17 protein-coding genes are annotated in these 18625 nt (G+C 54.1%); 14 read left to right on the forward strand and 3 right to left on the reverse strand.

Features of this window, described 5'->3' with window-relative positions; translation table 11 throughout:
* Positions 1 to 182: 182 nt before the first annotated feature.
* Complete coding sequence (locus AWB77_RS01215) at positions 183 to 1013, reverse strand: hypothetical protein (RefSeq protein WP_061132569.1); 831 nt, start codon at positions 1011 to 1013, stop codon at positions 183 to 185.
* Between the two features lie 199 nt (positions 1014 to 1212).
* On the opposite strand from AWB77_RS01215, the gene AWB77_RS01220 reads away from it, so the two are divergent.
* The 9 genes from AWB77_RS01220 to AWB77_RS34955 all read left to right on the forward strand — a co-directional run bounded on the left by AWB77_RS01220 (position 1213) and on the right by AWB77_RS34955 (position 6852).
* Positions 1213 to 1479 carry a TraK family protein gene (locus AWB77_RS01220; RefSeq protein WP_061132570.1) on the forward strand — a complete coding sequence of 89 codons (267 nt, stop codon included), beginning with the start codon at positions 1213 to 1215 and terminating at the stop codon, positions 1477 to 1479.
* A gap of 284 nt (positions 1480 to 1763) precedes the next feature.
* Complete coding sequence (gene traJ, locus AWB77_RS01225) at positions 1764 to 2147, forward strand: conjugal transfer transcriptional regulator TraJ (protein ID WP_445343880.1); 384 nt, start codon at positions 1764 to 1766, stop codon at positions 2145 to 2147.
* 417 nt (positions 2148 to 2564) lie between these two features.
* Positions 2565 to 2813: a hypothetical protein gene (locus AWB77_RS01230; protein WP_061132571.1), complete on the forward strand. Its 249-nt coding sequence runs from the start codon at positions 2565 to 2567 to the stop codon at positions 2811 to 2813.
* A 94-nt stretch (positions 2814 to 2907) separates the two neighbouring features.
* Entirely contained in the window at positions 2908 to 3246 is a 339-nt protein-coding gene (locus AWB77_RS01235; RefSeq protein WP_061132572.1) for a hypothetical protein, read from the forward strand.
* On the forward strand, positions 3246 to 3554 hold the full coding sequence (locus tag AWB77_RS01240) for a hypothetical protein (protein ID WP_061132573.1): 309 nt from the start codon (positions 3246 to 3248) through the stop codon (positions 3552 to 3554). Before AWB77_RS01235 ends, AWB77_RS01240 begins: the two co-directional genes overlap by 1 nt.
* 587 nt (positions 3555 to 4141) lie before the next feature.
* Positions 4142 to 4450, forward strand: a complete 309-nt coding sequence (locus AWB77_RS01245; RefSeq protein WP_061133109.1) for a hypothetical protein — start codon at positions 4142 to 4144, stop codon at positions 4448 to 4450.
* A 250-nt stretch (positions 4451 to 4700) separates the two neighbouring features.
* The gene (locus AWB77_RS36570; RefSeq protein ID WP_063936463.1) at positions 4701 to 5129 is read left to right on the forward strand and encodes a hypothetical protein; all 429 of its coding nucleotides are present in this window, start codon (positions 4701 to 4703) and stop codon (positions 5127 to 5129) included.
* Positions 5130 to 5311: 182 nt separating this feature from the next.
* Positions 5312 to 6055: a hypothetical protein gene (locus AWB77_RS01255; protein ID WP_157694717.1), complete on the forward strand. Its 744-nt coding sequence runs from the start codon at positions 5312 to 5314 to the stop codon at positions 6053 to 6055.
* Positions 6056 to 6168: 113 nt separating this feature from the next.
* A complete protein-coding gene (locus AWB77_RS34955) occupies positions 6169 to 6852 on the forward strand; it encodes a hypothetical protein (RefSeq protein ID WP_208601480.1) in 684 nt (227 codons plus the stop codon).
* 512 nt (positions 6853 to 7364) lie between these two features.
* Here AWB77_RS34955 and mcrC read toward each other — a convergent pair.
* Both mcrC and AWB77_RS01270 read right to left on the reverse strand, forming a co-directional pair.
* Positions 7365 to 8429: a 5-methylcytosine-specific restriction endonuclease system specificity protein McrC gene (gene mcrC / locus AWB77_RS01265; RefSeq protein ID WP_061132575.1), complete on the reverse strand. Its 1065-nt coding sequence runs from the start codon at positions 8427 to 8429 to the stop codon at positions 7365 to 7367.
* A gap of 2 nt (positions 8430 to 8431) precedes the next feature.
* On the reverse strand, positions 8432 to 10675 hold the full coding sequence (locus AWB77_RS01270) for an McrB family protein (protein ID WP_061132576.1): 2244 nt from the start codon (positions 10673 to 10675) through the stop codon (positions 8432 to 8434).
* A gap of 269 nt (positions 10676 to 10944) precedes the next feature.
* Here AWB77_RS01270 and AWB77_RS01275 point away from each other — a divergent pair, with 269 nt between their 5' ends.
* From AWB77_RS01275 to AWB77_RS01295, 5 genes are read left to right on the forward strand one after another with little or no spacing between them, the layout of a single operon-like run.
* On the forward strand, positions 10945 to 11526 hold the full coding sequence (locus tag AWB77_RS01275) for a recombinase family protein (RefSeq protein WP_061132577.1): 582 nt from the start codon (positions 10945 to 10947) through the stop codon (positions 11524 to 11526).
* Positions 11527 to 11541: 15 nt separating this feature from the next.
* On the forward strand, positions 11542 to 13098 hold the full coding sequence (locus tag AWB77_RS01280; RefSeq protein WP_061132578.1) for a type I restriction-modification system subunit M: 1557 nt from the start codon (positions 11542 to 11544) through the stop codon (positions 13096 to 13098).
* Positions 13095 to 14303, forward strand: coding sequence for a restriction endonuclease subunit S (locus AWB77_RS01285; RefSeq protein WP_061132579.1), 1209 nt, complete (start codon positions 13095 to 13097; stop codon positions 14301 to 14303). The genes AWB77_RS01280 and AWB77_RS01285 overlap by 4 nt, the downstream gene beginning before the upstream one ends.
* A gap of 1 nt (position 14304) precedes the next feature.
* Complete coding sequence (locus tag AWB77_RS01290) at positions 14305 to 15480, forward strand: AAA family ATPase (RefSeq protein WP_061132580.1); 1176 nt, start codon at positions 14305 to 14307, stop codon at positions 15478 to 15480.
* Position 15481: 1 nt separating this feature from the next.
* Positions 15482 to 18583, forward strand: a complete 3102-nt coding sequence (locus AWB77_RS01295; RefSeq protein WP_061132581.1) for a type I restriction endonuclease subunit R — start codon at positions 15482 to 15484, stop codon at positions 18581 to 18583.
* The last annotated feature ends 42 nt before the right edge of the window (positions 18584 to 18625 follow it).

An 18625-nucleotide genomic window follows, 5' to 3' on the forward strand; every position in this document is an offset into this window, starting at 1 on the left:
CTTTAATCATACTGCGGCTTTAGCATACCGAGCATCCGCATAGCAGTAGCGCCGCGTACTACCTGCACTGAATGCGGCGATGATCTCTCTTGCGTCCGATCATAGTGATTCGTAGCTTGGCAATCGAGGGCTTGTGCATTCGAGGACTCGAACTGAGACACACGATATCGGCCAGCACGTTCCTAAGTCTGGTGTGCAAGGATTTTGGGGGCCTTCGATGTCGATGGAGCCCAATCCAAATCGAGCGTATCCCAACGGTCGTCATCGGTGATCCACGAGAGGGAGGCAGAAGCGTAGTGCGCTACCTCGTGCTCCGCTAGGCCAATGGAAGCTCGATATGCACGGTCTACGTCGAGTCTGTTCATCTCCATGTTTACCAATTCGCTGCGCACTAGGTCGTAGCCACCATAGTCGTCCAATTCGTGAAAGATTCCTGTGGCTTCCAAGCAATGTTGGATACAGCGGTAGAGTCCGATTCCATCGATGTCGGAAACCGCTAGCGAACTGATGGTTTGATGCAAGCGATACAGAGCGATCGCTTCGGTAAGGTGATTCAAGGTAAGCGGTTCGCGATAATTCAATGCCAGCAGTAATTCGCCTTCAAACTCCCGAAGGGTCTGGTGGAATGTGCGTGGGCTCACAGAAGTGGCTTCGGCAACTCTCCATTCGGCATCATCGAGCCAAGGCCCATCGCTACAAATACGCGTTCGACATAATGTCCAAAGGACGGACGGGTCCACTGCGTTACCCCAAAGTGCGCGCCATAAATTGGCGGGGCCGTCCTCAAAAATAAGTTTGGCATCATCAAACAGCTGGCCGAGCATTTCGATCGGGCCCGTCGGATAATGTTTGAAGTCACCGTTATCAAGCTTGTACCACTTGTTTGAGGTCTGCGTATCGGTCCAACCCAGCTTCTCTGATTCTCGGTTAATCCACGCTGCAAGTTGGTTGATTTTCACAAATCCTTTTCTGTGCATTAAAGATCTCATCATTGCTCTTGCTCTGAGCTTCATGATTTCTACATCTCTGTAAGACTTGATACGCATAGAGTCGCAATCTAATGAGGAGAGTCGTAGTGGGTAGCGTGAATGCTGACCGGCTATTGATCGAAATTTATCGAAAATATACCGTGTTTTTACCGAGAAGTGTGAGGTCACAGACGTGAAAATAGCTCGGTGCACATAACCAGAGGCACGATTGAGGAGATGTCGAATGGAAAAAATGAGTTTGTCACAAAGGATTGCGGCACAAGTTTTGGCTGAGTCCACCGGCCCGTCGGGTGCAGTGAATCGCGCTACTTTCCTCGGAATTCAAAGCGAGGTTCAGCGCGCAATCGAGGAGGGTTGGTCCATTTTGGCGATCCATCGCGCCCTTCAGGACTCGGGCGTCATTTCGTTTGGATACCAGGCGTTTCGTAGATATGTAAAGGCATTGATCATTGACAAGAATTTGGCGGGAATCAGGACAAATCAGCGGTAAAACCGATCAACGATCGTTTTTTTTTCGATCTGACAAGACGAAACCGGTCAAATAGCGAGCTGTTCGCTTTTGTGTCAGCAATGATCGTCCATGTTCCTCAACTTCTTGATAGTCGTTGCTGAAACGTATCGATTGCAAACCGGGCAAGATAGGTGAAGTAGGCCCACCCGCAAGCGGGCGGACCTTCTTCACTTTTCCTTATTCGCGCTCCGCACTCAACGGAAACGTGCTAACGCGAGTGGTCACCTCGTGGTGACGACGGCCCGACCAAGGGCGCATACCGAATGAACGCCAGAATGGATAACGAAGTGAAGGCCACCCGAAAAGGTTCTACGCCAATCAAGGTGTGGTGCTTGCCGGAGGAGAAGGCGAGCATTGAAGAGAACGCGCGTAAGGCAGGAATGAGTGTTTCGATGTACCTGCGTAACGTCGGAATAGGCTACCGCATCAAGGGAGTCATCGATGCAGAGCTGGTGCTAAAGCTCGCCAAAATTAATGGCGATCAAGGGCGGCTGGGTGGCTTATTAAAGTTGTGGCTGACAAATAGCGAAAAACTCAGCTCGCAAGATCCTGAGCAAATGCGCAGGGTTATTCATGGCGTGCTCGAACGGATTGTTACGATGCAAATAGCAATGCTCGATCTCGTTGAGAAATCAGCTGCCCGGTAGTCCATCTTCGGTCGTCATCCGTCATGCTTTTCGAATGAGTGGCTACGAATTCAACCGCGCCGAATAAAAGCGATTAGCGCCGGCTATCTCGGTCGCCGGAAGTTGCCGTCATTCGCGGACTGCAAAGAAGAAGTGCGTCTTGGCTCTCCGGCTCTCGGACGGTGTCTACAAAGGACCGTTAAGATTTAGCTGCTAAATTTTCAGTCCGGTGCTCTTGCCCGCTCGCCGGGAACCCTCCGGTGTTCGCAATGTGCGGTTGGCGTTATCGCCCGAAGCTGGCGCGCTAGGCGAATTTCGCGGCTAAATTTGGCTCCTGAACTGTTGAGCTTTGTGGCGACGCGGATTGGTGTGAATAATCGCCGACGAAGAACATGCGGCAGATGAGTTCGGCGGTGCATACGTGGTAAGGGAGGAGAAATGAGCGGAGATAGGATAGTTGAGCAGAGCGAGGGCGGATGTACAACGCCGTGGAAGACGTACTACGAGCTGTTTGATGACGAGGTGTTGCACGTCGAAATCCAGGGAGTTGATTTCGAGGTGCTGGTGGTTCGACAGAAGGCTTCGATTCTATTGCGGTTGCCGCGTGAGGTGGCTCGGCAACTCGGCTTCCGCGTGGGGGAGAGGTTTTGGGACGAAGACCCTGACGGTATCGCAGATGGCGCATAGGTCATTTGTCACAAGCGCTGTTGACAAACGAGGGGCAGGACAAAACGTCTGTTCCGTTTGGACCAACGTATTCCCGACCATCAAGAATGTCTTGATGCTTTTGAACAACGTCACTATGTTTTTCCAAAACGCGGGGGATTGCATGAAGGATGTGACAGATCGTAGGGCGTTGGAGTTGCCGGCGTTCTCGGATCAGACATTGGTAACGCAGCGGGTAGCCTCGGAACTGCGCGAGGGGGGCCTCTTGACGGCCTTTGCGTTGGTTCGTGTTCCAGGCGGATGGGTGGTTCGCTTCTTTGGAACTGAAGATCGAGCGGTGGCGTTGCGAGCGGTTAAGGATGGTGCCGCTCGGGTGTTTAAGTCGTTGGATGCTGCGGCGTCGGCGGTCGAGGTTGTTGGATTTGAAGTGTCGGCGCTTGGGACCTCGGTGTGATGGGTTGGTCAGGTCGCAAAGCGGCACGTTCGACGCGGAAGCCGCGCCCGTTCGAGCTGGACATTAAAGCCATTCTGCGTGAGCGGCCGTTTGAAGCGGTCTTAGCAGCCGGTCAGCCGGCGTATGTGTCGGCTCCGGAAGGGATGGACGGAATTTTGAAGGTGTATCCGGACGGTCGACGGGAGCTGGTGACATTTGACCTGCAAGGCGAGCATTTGATAGCGGTTTTGCCGAGCTATAAGGGACCGTGGCGCTATTCCATCAAGCCCCGTCTCAAGACACCGCCGAAGGCGGCGGACGGAGGTTGACGGCCCGAAAGAAATAAGCTTCTCGGTAGAAGGGAGGGGTTAAGAACCCCACCCGACTGCCGAGCGGCGAGCTACATTAATAACAAGGGATGATCGATGGTGGAGCGGGAAAAGCGTAAGCGCGTTCCTTGAGCTGCGTTTGTCCAGAAAGCCAATGACGCTGTAGACGACGCCTGTCGTTCATCTCCGCTTCGAATCGGCGTATCGACAAGGAGAAGGACGAGCCCCACAGGAGTTGAGTCGATAGCAACCAACCCTGCCCCCGTACTGTCAACGTAGAGGCGGCGGCACGATTTTTCGCACGGCCTGAATCAACAACATCGAGGCGCGGTTGTTTCGGGGCTCTCGACGCTCATGGCGGTCCCGTAAGGGCCTCGAAGCCGTGGCTCGCGGCTTGAGATTGTGCAAGAGGCCCTGAATCTGCGTGCGGTGGCATCAACGGCAATGGCGCGTAAGGCCGTCAGCTCCCGTTCATTGACAGTACGGGGGCGCGCGGTTGGTTCAATCCCGCAGACTAGAACGGCAAGTTTGTGCGGAGCTGTAATCGAAGCGATGTGACAGTGGACCGTGCGCAAGCGAGGCTTGACATGAACCCGGAAATAGCTGCCGAACTGGCAGAAGATGCGCAACTGAAGACGGCGATACGCGAATTGCGGAAGGTGAGGAAGGACAGCGAACAGCTCAATCGCGCGTGGTCGGAAACGTGGGTGGCTCGTCAAAAATACGAGCGAGACTACGCATTCATGGTCAAGCAACTCCGGGAACGGGAGGACCGTATTATGGACGAGCTCAGGCCCTATCTCACAAACATCGAGGAGCTTGAGAAACAAGTAAGGAAGCTGGGCAGAAAAATTCGAAAGCGACACAGCAACCAAGGTCGTCCTGAAGCGGTATAGGTCTTTCAGAGTGTTACAGGCCCCCTTGCAGCTCAGTGCTGATATTCCCAGTGCTTTGGTGCTCAAACCTGGCGAAAGCTTGCGACGACAATCGCGATCCAGAGGCTCATCCTTCGCTAGCCGAATAGCGCACTGCCCTTAAGCTAATATCATGAGCGCACCGCTAATGACCTACGGAAGATGCGAAGACGCTGGCGAACTCGGCAGATTTAGCGGCTAAACTTCATTCAGCCTCGGAGTTGGACCTACTATGAAAGATGACGAATTCAAAGGTCTGCCGGATGATACGGACGAGTGGATTCGTCTTCTGCAATCCGACGATGGCCGTGCAACACGCGAGCATCTTGACGCAGGAAGGGCGATTTACTACCGCGATGCGGATACCCCTATCGGACTCTGTATTAAGAAATATCCGGATGGGCATCGGGAACTCGTAAGATTTTCAGTGGAGCACGGAGAGCAATTCGTTTCCAATCTCCCGCCATGCGTTCGGCTCGGTCTTCTGGATGGCACGCTCGATGTTCGCGATGACTTCAATGACCCGCTGCCGGCTGATCTACTCGACCTATTTGAGAGCGTTGCGAAGTCCGCAAAAGCAGCTAACGATGCTTTGGATGATGCCCTGGCGTTCATTGATGAGTCAAACATTCGAATCGAAAGGTTAACGAAGGCCAAATGATTTGAGCGGCTGTCTTCGAGCGCGCCAACCCGACGCATCGGAGCGGGGCTGAGGCTTAGCTCCGGCCTGACAGCGGGTGGGCGCGTCAACGTCATCCTCTGTTTGAGACAAGTTGTCTCTCCAGTTCTCTGTTTCGAGACCGGGGTATTGTGCGCACGCCGTGCGCACACGCCGAATGCTCGATGAGCGGTGCGCCTATATACGATAATGTCTTTTCTCAGATGTACACTGGGCGCATTCAGCCCGCTTGCGAAGCAGGCTGTCCCGACTTCAAAAAAACCATGCCACTACAAAATCGAGTCACACCCACCGGGGAGATCGTCTTTTCCCAGAGCCGCGGCCTGTTCATGGGCAATCGGGGCCGCCTTCACAATGAAGCCAAGCAGATCGTCCGCTCCAGCCAGCACAAACACTGGGTGACCTGCGCGCTCGAATTTAAGGGCGTTCGTCGCGCCTTGATGTCCGATGATAGCTACACCGAGCTTTTCTTTCTGGATGAGGCGACTGCCCTCGCTGCCGGTCACCGGCCTTGCTGGGATTGTCGGAAGCCGCAATATCGGACCTTCACCCGGCTTTGGGCCTCGACCTTCCAGGTAGAAAAATTCAACCGCGACATGATGGATAACGCCCTGCATGCAGAACGCCGCAGCGGCAACGATCCGCAAAATACGCACTATGCCGCGGTTGAAGCGCTTCCCAACGGTAGCTGCGTAGAGTTTGGAGGAAACTGGTATGTGATCTGGGGTGCCAAGCTGCTCGAATGGTCGTTTGAGGGTTACCTTGCAGAGGTCGCTCGGCCAAAGGGCATCGAGGTACAAGTTCTCACCCCGCCCTCTATCGTTGCGGTGTTGCAAGCGGGCTATGAACCGGAGTTGCATCCCACGGCGGCCAGATACCTCACGGAGGAGGCCAGTTCGACTCGTTAACGTGGCCCGCGCATTTGGCGTTCGGCCTTCTTTGTCTAGAGGCGGGAGGGATACCCATTTCTCATATTTATATCTACGTCGACGGAAAAGACCGATCGAACATAGAAAACATATTGAAGTATGGCAGCAATTCCGCGCTCACGATAAAAGAGTCGAATGACTTCTTCGCGGATCAGGCCGTGAACACGCATGAGAACTTGGTTATGTTTGTTACCGGACATGGTGGGCTGCTCGGCATTGACGGTGCTGTTCCGATCACCCCGCATAAGCTGCTCAATTGTATTAAGTCCTCGCCCACGCTCGAACGGGCGATAGTCTATCTGGGGCAATGCTTCGCCGGAAATTTCAATTACATCGGTGCTGGCAAGAAGACGGATCCGAAAGGCGTAAGTGATCCGGATGTCATTTTTATTGGCGCGACTAACTTACACGAAAGTCTGAGTTGCTCGACTCAAGAAACTTTCATGTCGGGAGCCACTGTCCCGTGGGCTGCTAATCTCTTTTTACTTCACGCATTTAAGTGGTTCTCCAATCCAGTTAATGTGGATGGTGATGGTCGCTTGACGATCATTGACTCTTACAAATACGCGGGTGTCCAGTCCAATTTTGTAAGTAAAAACGTGAAGGCTAATGTCTTGGCGAATTCGGTCGATCTTCAAGAAAAAAATGGATTGTCGCGAGAGCCGCGTATAACAAAAATCCGGATTTGTCAACGCAGGTGGCGATGGAAGCGGCCTACACAAACTACCAATCGCAATTGGCGCTGCTTTATGTTCACCAAGAATGTTGGATCTTAAACGCGATACCCGCTCAACGGATCGAGTTGAAATAACGCCGAACGCCTCCCCCAAGAGCAATAGGATGAAGTCAGGCCGGCTGGCGGGCCGCCTGTTATGACCATGACGCTGGCCGACGGTGGGCAACTCGCCAACCGGGCGCACGGCAAAGGCGGGATGTAGGCTCATCTGCCCTGGATAACGGACAAGATTGTCTCGCCGCTTGGCTCGTGCGGGCCGAGCGGGGCGAGCCGCAACTTACCGCTCAAAAACCTTGACGGATAGACTCAGGGCGTGACTCGGCCGTTCGGTACACCGTCAAACTAACGGCTCTCGCACGACCGATAGTCGTCGTTCGCCGCCGAGCTCATTCGGTACGTCTAACTTCACGCGAGAGCCGGTCGCGCAACGCGCAGTACCTACCTAGGGTGAAGTCGGCTGCCGGTGCAATAGACAAGGGCGTACCAGCCAAGCTACCAGATCGCACGCTCTGCTTCATATCCGCCGAACGCGGAAACTGACTTCGCTCTTCGCTAGGGTCCGGTAACCAGCGACTTCAGTGCCGCGCGAATTCCAGCATTGTCATCGGCGAGATCGACCGTTGCAAAGCGCAGTCGGTGACCTCGCACGGTGAAGGATTCGTCCACGTGCACGCCGATGGCAGGATGCAGCAAGAGGCCCTCCGCGCTGTTCGCATAGGCGTCGCCTCGGTCGGCCTGCGATCGCAGGTATGTGAAGATCTGATAGATGTAATCGCTCTTGAACCTGGCTTGGCCGTATTGGTTTGTAGTGAAAATGTCCGTGAACTTCGTATCGACTATGATGCGTCTGGGAGCAACCCGGCTGTCGATCACGATGTCGGCGTACATCGACGGAAGCCATTTCGTCAATCCCGCAGTGGGCGCTTCAATCGGCCAATCAAGCGCCTTCTGAGACCGGACGTTCCATTCCTGTCTCGGGAGTTCCTGCTTGTAGAAGCCCGCGACAGCCTTTTCGAAGATTTCGCGCAGCATCCGTTCGTCTCTTTTGAGGCGGGCGAGGCGAACATCGCCTGCGTCTTCGGTCGGCAGCCGCGGATCGAGCGCGAGATTCGCCACGACGATGAGCGCCGCATCGTCGGCGTCGTTTCTGCCGGTCTGCTCGCGGGTCATTTCCGATCGCTCCGGCCTTCGAAACGACACGCCGAATCGCGCGAGTTCGGAGCCGAGGAGGCGGCAGCGATGGGCGAGCGGCTTGTCGCGGACGAGCGAAGCCAACCGCGCCAAGGCGAAGCGGAAAAGCTGGTTGCGCGGCGTGTCCGCGCTGAGCTCCTCGAAACGGCAGATGACGCGCCCCTGCCGCAATTCGCCGGCGGACAACGTCGCCAATAGATCGATGCGTCCGCGCACGCGCGTCAGTCGCGCTTCCCGCGGCAGATAGGCGCGGGTCAGATTGCGCCTGATGCGGCGCTCGACCATCGCCGCGAGGAGACGGGCGAGCAGTTCCGGCACATCATCGTGTTCGCCTATTTCCACCGGCTGCTTGTCGAAGAAACTGGCGAGGCCATGCGCATAGGACAACAAAAACCAGAGGTTTTTGATCGGGATCGGCTTCGACACTGCTACGCGCCTGAAAATGGCTCGAGATTGGCGAGGAGCTTCTTGCACGCGTCCTCGGCCGTCGCCTGATTGTCGAACCAGTACTCACGCAGCAGTGGTTTAATTTCGCTTTCCACGACGCGGGCAAACCAGGCGCGCACGTTGTCGATTTTCTCGCCCTGCGCAGGCGTGACGAAACTGTGACCGATGCAGAACTGCTCGTTCAATGATTCGTCATCAGCGATGCGCTTGTTCAACTGGCGCATGCGCTCGGCGATATCGTCGGCCTCGGTTTTGGAAAAGCCATTCTCTTTCATACACCAGTCGCGCCATCTGTCGCCGACCTCGGGCTTGAGCGGGAAATACGCAAAGCGGCGACGCAAGGCCAGATCGATGAGCGCGAGAGAGCGATCTGCAACGTTCATCGTGCCGATCACGTAGAGATTTTCGGGAATAAAAATACGCTCGTCGGGTGCGCGCACGTAAGCGGGACGCAGCGCTTCCTCTTCCTTGCGCTTGTCACGTTCGAGGAGCGTCAGCATCTCGCCGAACACTTGAGCAGGGTTGCCGCGGTTGATTTCCTCTATCACTACGACATAGGGACGAGACTGGTCGCTTCGCGCCTCCTCGATCGCCTCCATGAAAACGCCGTCGATCAGGTCCAGCCAGCCGTCCGCGCCGGGCCGCCAGCCGCGCACGAAGTCCTCATAGGAGAGCGACGGCTGGAACTGCAGAGACACGAGCCGGCTCGCGTCCTTTCGTCCGAGCAGCGCATAACCCAAACGCTTGGCTAGCCAAGTTTTGCCCGTCCCGGGCGGCCCTTGCAGAATGATGTTTCGCTTGCTGTCGAGCAACGTGAGCATGGTGTCGAGGTCCTGCCTCTCGACGAAGCAGCCCTCGTTGATGATGCTCTGTATGCTGTATGGGCCGTTCGCGTTCGCGTCCGCTTCGCCGCCGGCGGCAGGGAGGGCGGCGCCAATCTCCTTGACAGCGTCGGCTGCTTCGTCATCGCGAATCTTCCAGCGCTGCTCAAACTCGTTGGGTAATGCTTCGGCGTATTCTTCGCCGTGGTCGGTGAGGACGAGTCTCGTCACGCCGTTCATCGTGACGGGGCGGATCAGTTCGACCATCTTCGCCCACATGATTGTGTAATTGCCTGGCTGCGACGAATTCCAGGTAGGAACGAGCGCCTTGAGCCTCGCTGAGAGTTCCGCAAACGCCAGTCCCTCCTCCGCCTTTTCGAGCCAGAGCAGAAGATGCCCCACGCCGAACACCCGGCCGACCAACGGGCCACGCAGGACTTCACGTGGATCGGGAGCATTTAGCAGATCTAGCCCGCGCGTTGTGGGGCGATATCCACCGTCCGCCAGCGTGATGAGACCAAGCCCACCCAGTGCTTGCGAGATGATTATCGCCGCCGTACTGCTACTCAACTGGGGCGCCTCTTGCACGATGGTGGTGATCAGATCTTCCCGGCTCAGACCATGCTCGGTTTCGCGCGCGATCGCGACCAGCAACGCGACGTTAGCACTCACGCACGGCAGGCCGCGCCGCTGCGAATCCACCGGAAGCAGCGGGATTTCCGGGAGCGCTTCAGCTTCCACGGCCTTCGGCGATTCGATCGCTCCTTGGTCGGGAGCCTTCACATAGGTGTCCCAGAGATACCACGTCAGCATCGACTGTTCGACGGCGCGCTCGATGGTGTCGTCCGGTCCCAGCACACTGCGCAGATGCTGCCGCAGCAATGCATGATGCGCGATGAACTGGTTCGACACACGGTGCTGTCCCAGTAGCCGGTGGACCTGCCAGAGGCGGTTCGCGTCCATCAAGCACGCCATATCGTGTGGGAACAGCGAAGCAAGCAGGCGGATCAGACGCGCTTTAGGCTGTTTCTTGGCGTGCTGCTTCTCTGCGACGCGTTGCAACACCCTCGTGTAGAGCGCGTCTATCCGCGCGCCGCGCACTGAGGCCTCGTCATCGCGCTTGGCTTCGCGCGCTTCGAAGAGCCAAGACGCAAGTTCCAAATCGGTGAGCGCGCCCGTTACCGTGACCGAATTGCCCGGTCCGATATTTGCCACGGGGTTGTCTTTCCAGAGCCTTGTCTGGAAGTCCGGTTTCATCCACTCGTCATGAGGCGTGTCGTTGACCACGCGCACCTGCTCGATGTAACGATCGCGCCAACGCTCTATTCCCGGCTGCTTCAGATAGGTCCTGAATTCGTTTGTCCATATGTCCAGCAGCCGTTCATTGGTCAAGAGCGTAGTCATGTCTGAGGATCTGGTCGAGGGGAGGCATAGGATATCGCGGGCGACTTACGCTAGAAGATTTTACCTACGTGCTCAATCACGAATGCATGACCTAGCCCCTGAACTGATTCCCAAGTGTCGCCCGGGCGCGACCCAGCTAGCTACGATCTTACGGCGTGTCACGCAAACGGTCGTTTCCTAGACACGTCAAAAAGTCCCATTTCAAGCTATCGTAAGTCCAATTGTCCGGTTAACATTCTCGTCAAGTTTTCAACGTCCCGGTTGTGTCAATGAATCAGCGGATCGGCTACGCGCGAGTATCCACGGATGACCAGCACTTAGACCTGCAGCGCGATGCGCTCCAGCAGGCCGGTTGCGGTGTCATTTATGAGGAAGCGGCGAGCGGCAAGAACGTTGCGCGCTTGGAATTGGAGCACTGCCGAAAGGCCCTGCGCAGTGGCGATACGCTGGTGGTATGGCGGCTGGATCGCTTGGGCCGCAGCCTGCCTGACCTCGTGCAAATCGTGGCCGACTTGGAGCGCAGCGGGATCAGCTTCGAGAGCTTGACCGAGAAAATTGAAACGAACAGCGCGGCGGGCAAGCTCGTCTTCCACGTCTTCGCTGCTTTGGCTGAATTCGAGCGCAGCCTGATCCGCGAGCGAACCTACGCCGGGCTGGCAGCAGCGCGTGCGAGGGGCCGCTCGGGCGGCCGTAAGCCGAAACTGGGAGACAAGCAGCTGCGCGAGATCAAAGCGCTTCTTCACGACCCGGATATCCAGGTCTCGGATGTGGCGCGGCGCTACGGAGTATCCCGCACGACGCTTTACAAGCATGTCGGGGTGATCAAGCCGAAGAAAAAACAACCTTATTGAAACAGGAACAACCCTATGACTAGCGCCCAGCAACGTGCCGCCCTGCAACGCCAGATCTGGCAGATAGCCAATGACGTGCGCGGCGCCGTCGACGGTTGGGACTTTAAGCAATACGTGCTCGGTACCCTGTTCTATCGTTTCATCAGCGAAAACTTTGCCAACTACATCGAAGGCGGTGACGACAGCGTCCACTATGCCGAGTTGAGTGACAATGTCATCACGCCGGAAATCAAAGATGACGCTATTAAGACCAAGGGCTATTTCATCTACCCGAGCCAGCTGTTTGCCAAAGTCGCCGCAAGCGCCAACATCAACGAAAGCCTGAACACGGACCTGGCTGCCATCTTTGCCGCCATTGAAGCTTCCGCCAACGGCTATCCGTCAGAACAAGACATTAGCGGCCTGTTTGCCGACTTCGACACCACCAGCAACCGTCTGGGCAACACCGTCAAAGACAAAAACGCGCGGTTGGCCGCCGTGCTCAAAGGCGTGGCCGAGTTGGATTTCGGTGACTTTGGTAGCAGCCACATTGACCTGTTTGGCGATGCCTACGAGTTCCTCATCTCCAACTACGCCGCCAACGCCGGCAAGTCTGGCGGCGAGTTTTTCACCCCGCAGCAGGTCTCCAAGCTAATTGCGCAGCTCGCCATGCACAAGCAGACCAGCATCAACAAGATTTACGACCCTGCTTGCGGCTCCGGCTCCTTGTTGCTGCAAGCCAAAAAGCAGTTCGATGAACACATCATCGAAGACGGTTTTTTTGGGCAAGAAATCAACCACACCACCTACAACCTGGCGCGGATGAACATGTTCTTGCACAATGTCAATTATGACAAGTTCAACTTTCAGCTGGGAAACACGCTGGAGGCCCCGCACTTTGGCGACGACAAACCCTTTGACGCCATCGTCTCCAATCCGCCGTATTCGGTGAAGTGGGTTGGGAGCGATGATCCCACTCTTATCAACGACGAACGCTTTGCCCCAGCAGGCGTGCTCGCTCCCAAATCCAAAGCTGACTTCGCCTTTGTGCTGCACGCGCTCAGCTATCTTTCCGGCAAAGGCCGCGCCGCGATCGTCTGCTTCCCTGGTATCTTCTACCGGGGCGGCGTCGAGCAAAAAATCCGCCAATACCTGGTGGATAACAACTACGTGGAGACTGTGATCTCGCTTGCACCCAACCTGTTCTATGGCACCAACATCGCCGTGAATATTCTGGTTCTGTCGAAGCACAAGCCTGACACCACAACCCAATTCATCGACGCCAGCGCGCTGTTCAAGAAGGAGATCAATAATAATCTGCTAACGGATGCGCACATCGAACGAATCATGCAAGTATTCGACAGTAAGGCGAATGTGGATCACTTCGCCCAGTCGGTGTCGTTCGAGAAGGTGGCTGGCAAGGACTATAACCTGTCGGTTAGCAGTTACGTGGAAGCCAAGGACAACCGTGAGATGGTGGACATTGCCCAGCTCAATACGGAGCTGAAAACCGCCGTGGCTAACATCGACAACCTGCGCAAAGAGATTGATGCCATTGTGGCGGAGATCGAAGGCGAGGAGTTGGAGGCATGAGCAGCGTGAGCTTTTTGGACAGGCTGCTGGATGGCGTTGCAGTGGAATGGAAGGCGCTGGGGGAAGTGACTCTGCCTACAAGCAATATTAGGTGGCGAGATGCGAGCCGCACTTATCGCTATATTGACCTTACCTCTGTAAGCATCGAAACAAAAACAATTACTGAAACGACCGAGATCACAAACGGTAATGCACCAAGCCGCGCGCAAAAACTTGTTGAAAAGGATGATGTGATTTTCGCAACAACTCGTCCTGCCCAACAGCGTTATTGCTTGATTGATGACCAGTACTCTGACGAGATTGCAAGTACTGGATACTGTGTTTTGCGCGCCAATAAGAATGAGGTGTTGCCTAAATGGATTCTGCATTGGGTAGCCTCCGCTGACTTCAAGGTATATGTCGAGGAAAATCAAAGCGGATCGGCATATCCTGCAATATCGGACGCGAAGGTAAAAGAATTCAAAATCCCCGTCCCGTGTCCGGAAAACGCAGAAAAATCGCTTGAAATTCAGGCTGAAATTGTTCGAATCTTGGATGCATATACTTCCAATGCCACAGCGCTTACCGCTGCCCTTGCCGCTGAGCTCGTCGGCCGAAAAAAACAATATAAGTACTATCGCGATCAGCTGTTGAGTTTTGACGAGGGCGACGTGGAGTGGAAGGCCCTCGGCGAGCTGGCTGAAATAAACACTGGGCAAAAGCCGCGTGAAATTTTCGAAAGCGCGACCTGTTTCGACTACATCAATGCGGGAACATCCAGATCGGGATACAGCGCTGCAAGCAATTGCGAAGGTGACACCACTACTACTCCTTCGCGAGGGCAAGGGGGGATCGGTTACGTGGGATACCAAAATAAACCATTTTGGTTGGGTCCTTTGTGCTACAAGTTGCAATCAATCGATAAGACGGTGTTGATCAATAAGTACCTTTTTTACTTCCTTCAATCAAAAAGCGAAATGTTGTTGAGTTTAAAGAAGGAAGGTGGGGTGCCTGCCGTTAATAAGTCTGACCTCGTCAAATTGCAAATACCCGTTCCTCCACTCAAAGAACAAGAGCGGATTGTAGCCCTTCTTGATAAATTCGACGCCCTAACTAATTCCATCAGCGAAGGCCTGCCTCGGGAAATTGCCTTTCGTCGGAAGCAGTACGAGTATTACCGTGATTTGCTATTGGGCTTCTCGAGGCCGGAAGACGTGGCGGCCTGACATGAGCAAGACACTAGCGGAAATAGCTCAGCAACTGAGGACGCCCAAGACAGTCAGGAAGATTGTCTCTGAAAAAAACAACGAAATTGAGGAAGCTAAGCCGGTTCCGAAAGTGCAGCTGATCTATGCATTTAACGGTACAGGCAAGACGCGCCTTTCGCGGGAGTTCAAGCAGCTGATTGCGCCAAAAGGTGATGACGAAGCCGGTCAGCCCGGATTGTCGCGCAATAAAATTGTATATTACAATGCATTCACCGAAGACCTGTTTTACTGGGACAATGATCTAGCGGGCGATGTTGAGCCAAAGTTGAAAATTCAGCCCAATTCGTACACAAGCTGGATACTTACATTGCTCAAAGACCTGGGTCAAGACGGGAATATTGCTCGGTATTTTCAGCGCTATGCGAATGACAAATCAACACCACACTTCAGCGCGGATTTAACCGAAGTCACCTTTTCGCTGGAACGCGGCAACAACGAGAAGTCTGGCCATATCAAGCTATCCAAAGGTGAGGAAAGCAGCTTTATTTGGAGCGTTTTTTACACTTTGCTGGATCAGATTATAACGATTCGCAATGTAGCCGAGCCGGGCGATCGAGAAGTCAGCGCGTTCGACCTGCTCGAGTATGTATTTATTGACGACCCTGTCAGTTCTCTCGATGAAAACCACTTAATAGAGCTAGCGGTCAATCTGGCGAGTTTGATTAAAAGCAGTGAATCCGACCTGAAGTTCGTCGTTACGACGCATAGTCCGCTATTTTATAATGTGTTTTTTAATGAGCTGAACGGAAAAGCCTGCTACATGCTTGAGCGCTCACAAGATGGAACGTTTGCGCTTATTGAAAAGCATGGTGATTCCAACAAGAGCTTCTCCTATCACCTGCATCTAAAGAAAACTATCGAGCAGGCGATCAGTGACAACACGGTAGAGAAATATCACTTTACCTTGTTGCGTAATCTTTACGAAAAAACGGCAAGTTTCTTGGGGTATCACAAATGGTCAGAGCTGCTGCCAGATGACAAACAGCTATATCTAAGCAGAATTATCAACTTCACAAGCCACAGCACGCTATCGAGTGAAACTGTTGCAGAGCCAACTCAGGAGGAGAGGGCGATTGTTAAGTTGTTGCTTGAACACTTGACGAGCAACTATGGATATTGGCGGCAGGAGAAATAAAATGATTGATTACAGCAAGCCCATTGCTGAAACGAGCAACTTCATCGTGCTGGAAAAGTACAGCAATGAGTGGAAGGTTGCTGAGAGCTACCAAAGCGAAGGTGATCTGGAGCGAGAGTTCATTCAGGACTTGGTCAATCAGGGCTATGAGTTCCTGCCCAACCTGAACACGCCCGAAGCCTTGCTCGCCAATGTGCGCGTGCAGCTACAAACGCTCAACAATGTGCTGTTGTCAAACGGCGAATGGCTGCGCTTTGTCGAAACTTGGTTGATGAAGCCCAGCGATGGCGTTGTTGAAAAAACCCGCAAGATCCACGACGACTATATCCACGATTTTGTCTTCGACGACGGCCATATTCAGAACCTCTACCTGCTGGACAAGAAGAACATTGCTCGTAATAAGGTACAGGTGATTAAGCAGTTCGAGCAGGCTGGCACGCATGCCAGTCGCTACGACGTGACGATTCTGGTCAATGGTCTGCCGCTCGTGCAGGTGGAGCTGAAGAAGCGCGGCGTGGCCATTCGCGAAGCTTTTAATCAGGTGCATCGCTACAGCAAAGAGAGTTTCAACAGCGACCACTCGCTGTTCAAGTATCTGCAGCTGTTCGTGATTTCCAACGGCACCGATAGTCGTTACTTCGCAAACACTACGCAGCGCAACAAGAATAGCTTCGACTTCACCATGAACTGGGCGAAGGCCGACAACAGCCTGATCAAGGACCTGAAAGACTTTACCGCCACTTTCTTCCAGAAGCACACCCTGCTCAATGTGTTGCTGCATTACTCGGTTTTTGACGTCAGCAACACCTTGCTGGTGATGCGCCCCTACCAAATTGCAGCCACCGAACGCATCTTGTGGAAGATCAACAGCGCTTACCATGCCCAAAACTGGAGCAACACGGAAAGTGGCGGCTTCATCTGGCACACCACCGGCTCGGGCAAAACCCTGACCAGTTTCAAGGCAGCGCGTCTCGCCACTGAGTTGGACGTCATTGAAAAAGTGTTTTTCGTAGTGGACCGCAAGGATCTGGACTACCAGACCATGAAGGAATATCAACGCTTTTCACCGGACAGCGTGAACGGGTCGGACAGCACTGCCGGACTAAAGCGTAATTTGGGCAAGGACGATAACAAGATCGTCGTGACCACCATCCAAAAGCTCAACAATCTGATGAAGAGTGAAGCTGACTTGCCTATCTACGGCAAGCAGGTGGTCTTCATTTTTGATGAGTGCCATCGCAGTCAGTTCGGTGAAGCACAGAAGAACCTCAAGAAGAAGTTCAAGAAGTTCTATCAGTTTGGCTTTACCGGCACGCCAATCTTTCCCGAGAACGCGCTGGGCGCTGAAACCACCGCTAGCGTGTTTGGTCGCGAATTGCATTCGTATGTGATCACCGACGCGATTCGCGATGAGAAGGTGTTGAAGTTCAAGGTCGACTACAACGATGTCCGTCCCAAATTCAAAGCCGTTGAAACAGAAAAAGACGAGAAGAAGCTTAGCGCCGCAGAAAACAAACAGGCCTTGTTGCACCCCGACCGCATCCGCGAGATCACTCAGTACATCCTAAACAACTTCCGGCAGAAGACCCACCGCCTGCAACCGGGCAATAAAGGTTTTAATGCCATGTTCGCGGTAAGCAGCGTGGATGCGGCTAAACAGTACTACGAGTCCTTCAGGGAGCTGCAAAAGCGCAGCGACAGGCCGCTCAAAGTCGCCACCATCTTCTCGTTTGCGGCAAACGAGGAGCAGGATGCAATCGGTGACATTCAGGACGAAAGCTTTGACCTTTCTGCTATGAACAGCAGTGCCAAAGAGTTTTTAAGCGCGGCGATTTCAGACTACAACGCATTGTTCAAGACCAACTTCAGCTTGAGCAACAATGGTTTCCAGAACTATTACCGCGATCTGGCCAAACAAGTCAAAGCCAAGGAAATCGATTTGCTGATTGTGGTGGGCATGTTCCTGACTGGCTTTGATGCTCCCACGCTGAACACCTTGTTTGTCGACAAGAATTTGCGCTACCACGGTTTGATGCAAGCCTACTCGCGAACCAACCGAATTTTTGACGCGACTAAAACCTTCGGCAATATCGTTACGTTCCGAGACTTGGAGCAGGCGACCATTAGCGCAATCACCCTGTTCGGCGACAAGAATACCAAGAACGTAGTCTTGGAGAAGAGCTACAAGGAGTATATGGAAGGCTTCACCGATCTGGCCACTGGCGAAGCGCGACGAGGCTTTGTAGACGTGGTGAAGGAGCTGGAGGCGCGCTTTCCTGATCCCGCCGCCATCGAAAAGGAAGCCGACAAAAAGGTTTTCGCAAAGCTTTTTGGCGAGTACTTGCGTATAGAGAACGTGCTACAGAACTATGACGAGTTCGCTAGCTTGAAGGAACTGCAAAGTGTCGATATGACCGATCCGATGGCGGTAGAGGCGTTCAAGACCAAGCACTATCTGAACGACGACGATCTGACCGCACTGCAAGCCATCACGCTCCCCGCTGAACGGAAAATCCAGGATTACCGTTCAACGTACAACGACGTGCGCGACTGGCTGCGTCGGGAAAAGTCTTCGGCCGAGAAGGAAAAATCCACCATTGACTGGGATGACGTGGTTTTTGAGGTCGACCTGCTGAAGTCGCAGGAAATCAACCTGGATTACATCCTAGAACTGATTTTCGAGCACAACAAAAAGGTGAAGAGCAAGTCGGACCTTGTTGATGAAGTGCGCCGCGTGATTCGTGCGAGCCTTGGCAACCGGGCAAAAGAGAGCCTGCTCGTGGACTTTATCAATGAGACCGACCTGGACAAGATCGGCGATAAGGCCAGCGTGATCGATGCGTTCTTCACCTTTGCCCAAACAGAGCAGCAGCGCGAGGCGCAAGAACTGATCAAGGACGAGGCGCTGAATGCTGAAGCGACCAGGAGGTACATTAGTACATCGCTGAAGCGCGAATTCGCCAGCGAGAACGGCACCGAGCTCAACGCCATCTTGCCCAAGATGAGCCCGCTAAACCCGCAATACCTCACGAAAAAGCAAAGTGTCTTCCAAAAGATTGCTGCTTTCGTCGAGAAATTTAAGGGCGTGGGAGGTCAAGTCTGACCTAGTCGGGTCATCGGGATACGGAGCTGTCTTTTCTTGATG

Source organism: Caballeronia fortuita, assembly GCF_001544835.2.
GTDB classification, from domain to species: domain Bacteria; phylum Pseudomonadota; class Gammaproteobacteria; order Burkholderiales; family Burkholderiaceae; genus Caballeronia; species Caballeronia fortuita.

Coding starts and splice junctions, on each gene's coding strand:
- AWB77_RS01295 (WP_061132581.1), top strand. CDS start 15,482: ATGATTGATTACAGCAAGCCCATTGCTGAAACGAGCAACTTCATCGTG.
- AWB77_RS01215 (WP_061132569.1), bottom strand. CDS start 1,013: ATGAAGCTCAGAGCAAGAGCAATGATGAGATCTTTAATGCACAGAAAA.
- traJ (WP_445343880.1), top strand. CDS start 1,764: ATGAACGCCAGAATGGATAACGAAGTGAAGGCCACCCGAAAAGGTTCT.
- AWB77_RS01270 (WP_061132576.1), bottom strand. CDS start 10,675: ATGACTACGCTCTTGACCAATGAACGGCTGCTGGACATATGGACAAAC.
- AWB77_RS01220 (WP_061132570.1), top strand. CDS start 1,213: ATGGAAAAAATGAGTTTGTCACAAAGGATTGCGGCACAAGTTTTGGCT.
- AWB77_RS01290 (WP_061132580.1), top strand. CDS start 14,305: ATGAGCAAGACACTAGCGGAAATAGCTCAGCAACTGAGGACGCCCAAG.
- AWB77_RS01240 (WP_061132573.1), top strand. CDS start 3,246: ATGGGTTGGTCAGGTCGCAAAGCGGCACGTTCGACGCGGAAGCCGCGC.
- AWB77_RS01245 (WP_061133109.1), top strand. CDS start 4,142: ATGAACCCGGAAATAGCTGCCGAACTGGCAGAAGATGCGCAACTGAAG.
- AWB77_RS36570 (WP_063936463.1), top strand. CDS start 4,701: ATGAAAGATGACGAATTCAAAGGTCTGCCGGATGATACGGACGAGTGG.
- AWB77_RS01235 (WP_061132572.1), top strand. CDS start 2,908: ATGCTTTTGAACAACGTCACTATGTTTTTCCAAAACGCGGGGGATTGC.
- AWB77_RS01280 (WP_061132578.1), top strand. CDS start 11,542: ATGACTAGCGCCCAGCAACGTGCCGCCCTGCAACGCCAGATCTGGCAG.
- AWB77_RS01275 (WP_061132577.1), top strand. CDS start 10,945: ATGAATCAGCGGATCGGCTACGCGCGAGTATCCACGGATGACCAGCAC.
- AWB77_RS01255 (WP_157694717.1), top strand. CDS start 5,312: ATGAGCGGTGCGCCTATATACGATAATGTCTTTTCTCAGATGTACACT.
- AWB77_RS01230 (WP_061132571.1), top strand. CDS start 2,565: ATGAGCGGAGATAGGATAGTTGAGCAGAGCGAGGGCGGATGTACAACG.
- AWB77_RS01285 (WP_061132579.1), top strand. CDS start 13,095: ATGAGCAGCGTGAGCTTTTTGGACAGGCTGCTGGATGGCGTTGCAGTG.